The following is a 3,126-nucleotide window of genomic DNA, read 5'->3' as shown; positions in this document are numbered from 1 at the left end:
TTCTATCTTACGTTTAGTGAGTTGTATCTTACGATTCCCCCATCCTATCTTGCGTTCCCACGTTTCAATCACCTTTCTCCACAAAAAAAGTCTCAGCCCCCAAACTATTCCCCACTACCCAACCGTTTTTTCTTGTTCTTATCCTCGATATTAATTATGATGAGGTCAACGGCAAATATAAGATTTCTAAGAAAATTCGCCCTGTTATTATTCAGGCCGGAAATCATATAATAGAAGAAACTAAAAATGGAACGGAGATTATTATGACATTGTCCCTTAATCCGCGGGCGGAAGCGCTCAGAATTTCCGGGATCCGCCAGTTTTTCAACCAGCTCGTGGACTATCCCGACGCCATCAATTTGACCATCGGCCAGCCTGACTTTCCGACGCCGGAAGCTGTAAAACAAGCCGGCATGGATGCCATTGCCGCGAATAAAACCAGTTATTCCCATAATGCGGGGCTGCTCGAGCTGCGCCAGGAAGTCGCGTCTTTTTTCAGCGACACATACGAGCTGACATACAATCCGCAGACGGAAATCATCATCACGAACGGCGCCAGCGAAGCGCTGGACTCTCTGCTGCGCACGATTCTTGAAGAAGGCGATGAAGTCATTATTCCAGCGCCGTGCTACACGGGCTATGTGCCGCTGATTGAGCTGAACGGCGGCAAGGCGGTGCTGTTCGATACGTCGGATACCGGATTGGTGCCGGATCCGGAACGCCTGGAAGCCGCCATCACGAATAAAACAAAAGCGGTTTTATTTAATTTTCCATCGAACCCGACCGGCGTCAGTCTGACGAAGGAAGAGACGGATGCACTGGTTGAAGTATTGAAAAAACATGAAATATTCATCATCTCAGATGAAATCTATTCGGAAAACGTCTTCGAAGGGCGGCATTTTTCATTCGCGTGCTACCCGGAAATTCATGACCGGACGTTTCTCGTGCACGGCCTGTCGAAATCACATTCGATGACAGGCTGGCGGATGGGCTTCCTGCTGGGGCCGGAACAATATTTGCAGCACGTGATTAAAGTGCATCAGTACAATACTGTCTGCGCGTCGCTGCCGAGCCAGCATGCGGCCATCGAGGCGCTGCGCAATAACCGCTTTGTGCCGGATGAAATGAACGAGGCTTACAAAATTCGGCGTGATTTCGTTTATGGAAAATTAAAGGAAATGGGATTTGAAGTCGTCAAGCCGACAGGGGCATTTTACATATTCCCATCCATCGAAAAGTTTGGCGTTTCTTCATTCGACTTCGCAACGCGGCTGTTGAAGGAAGGGGGAGTGGCGGCTGTGCCGGGGTCAGCTTTCACGAATTACGGTGAGGGGTTCCTGCGGATTTCGTACGCCTATGCAATGCCGACACTGGAGCAGGCGATGGAGCGGATGGCTGAATGGCTGGAGACACTCGAAGTGACAGAGAGGGGATGACGTATGGCTTTATTATGGGATACACCACAGAAATTGCAGGATCTGCTATGTGAAATGGTGAGCTGGAAAAGCATTACTTTATCGGAGGGGGAAGTAGAATTTTCCTATAACCTGAAAGAAAAGCTCCTTCAGATTCCATATTTCCAGGACAATCCGGAAAAGGTTTATCTGGGTGAAGTGAACTGGGACCGCCAATACGTCACCGCTCTCTATAAACATCCGGAAGCGACGGATACGATTGTTTTGATGAGCCATTTTGATACGGTCGAAACGGAAGAATACGGCGATCTTGAGCCGCTTGCCCATAAGCCGCTGGAGCTGACGGCAGCGCTGAAGGATTTCCGCGACGAGCTGGATGAGTTTGCCCGTGCGGACCTCGATTCAGGTGACTACCTGTTCGGCCGCGGCATCATGGATATGAAAGCGGGGCTGGCCATGCACATGGCGATGCTTGAAAAAGCGGCAGCCAATGAATGGCGCATCAATCTGCTGCTTTTGACGGTGCCGGACGAGGAAGTCAATTCCGCCGGCATGCGCTACAGCGTCGGAAAATTGCTCGACCTCGAGCGCGAATACGGACTTGAATATATTTTATTCCTGAACGGTGAGCCTTCATTCGCACAAAAGCCGGGAGATCAGAATCATTACATCTACACCGGTTCGATCGGCAAAATCATGCCGTCCGCGATGTTCTACGGGAAAGAAACGCATGTCGGCGAACCGCTGTCCGGCATCACGTCGAGCTATATTTCGACCTACCTGACCCACCGCATGGAATGGAATCCGACGTTCAAGGAAACAGTATACGGCGAAACGACGCCGCTTCCTGTAACCCTGACGCAGCGTGACATTAAAAATTCCTATTCGGCGCAGACCCCGTACCGGACATTCGCGATGTACAACGTATTTACAATGAAACACAGTGCGGATGAAGTGTTCGACTTGTTCGAGCAGGTGGCAAAAGACGCCGCCGCACATTGCATGGAAGATTACCTGGCAATGTGCCGCAATGAAAACATCGAGCCGGTCGGCAATATCCGCGTCATGCGCTATGAGGAACTGAAAGATTACGCACTCGAAAAGTTCGGGATTGTGTATTTCAATGACCTGATACACGACACATTGATGCATCCGGAATGGGACGTGCGCGAGAAATCGATGCACATCACCGACATCCTGCTGCTCAATTGCCAGGAACTGACGCCGGCGATGGTCCTCATGTACGCGCCACCGTATTACCCGGCGGTCAATTCGTCAGAAGATGAGCTGGTGCAGCGCTGCGTCGAGCAGATTACTGCGAACGCTGAAATGAAATTCGGCCATAAGCTCAATCAAATCCATTATTTCAACGGCATATCCGACCTCAGCTACGTCAATTACGGCGAGCAGGAAGACGGCTGGATCACGTACGAAAACAACACGCCGGTCTACGGTGATTCCTACAGCATCCCGTTCCAGGCCATGAAACAACTGAAAGCGCCGGTCCTTAACATCGGCCAATTCGGCAAAGACGCCCACAAACGCACCGAGCGCCTGCACATCCGGAACGCGTTCGAGCAGATGCCGGCGCTGCTGGAAGACATGATTTTGAGCATACCTGTGAAAAGCCGCCTGTGATGGGGGGCTTTTTTTGGTGGGAGATGGGGTGAGTGCATGATTGCGTCTGAAAAAGTGGAAACGTAAGATAGAA

The 3,126-nt window shown here is 50.8% G+C and carries 2 protein-coding genes; both read left to right on the top strand.

Annotated features, from left to right (window positions below):
- Positions 1–263 precede the first annotated feature (263 nt).
- Positions 264–1,436, top strand: a complete 1,173-nt coding sequence (locus KW93_RS02330) for an aminotransferase class I/II-fold pyridoxal phosphate-dependent enzyme (protein WP_033541351.1) — start codon at positions 264–266, stop codon at positions 1,434–1,436.
- 3 nt (positions 1,437–1,439) lie between these two features.
- Positions 1,440–3,053, top strand: a complete 1,614-nt coding sequence (locus KW93_RS02325; protein WP_033541350.1) for a M20/M25/M40 family metallo-hydrolase — start codon at positions 1,440–1,442, stop codon at positions 3,051–3,053.
- Positions 3,054–3,126 lie beyond the last annotated feature (73 nt).

The organism is Planococcus sp. CAU13 (assembly GCF_000775575.1).
Lineage (GTDB): Bacteria > Bacillota > Bacilli > Bacillales_A > Planococcaceae > Planococcus.
Note: the sequence above shows the minus strand (reverse complement) of the source record. Positions and strands in the feature narration are given on the sequence as shown.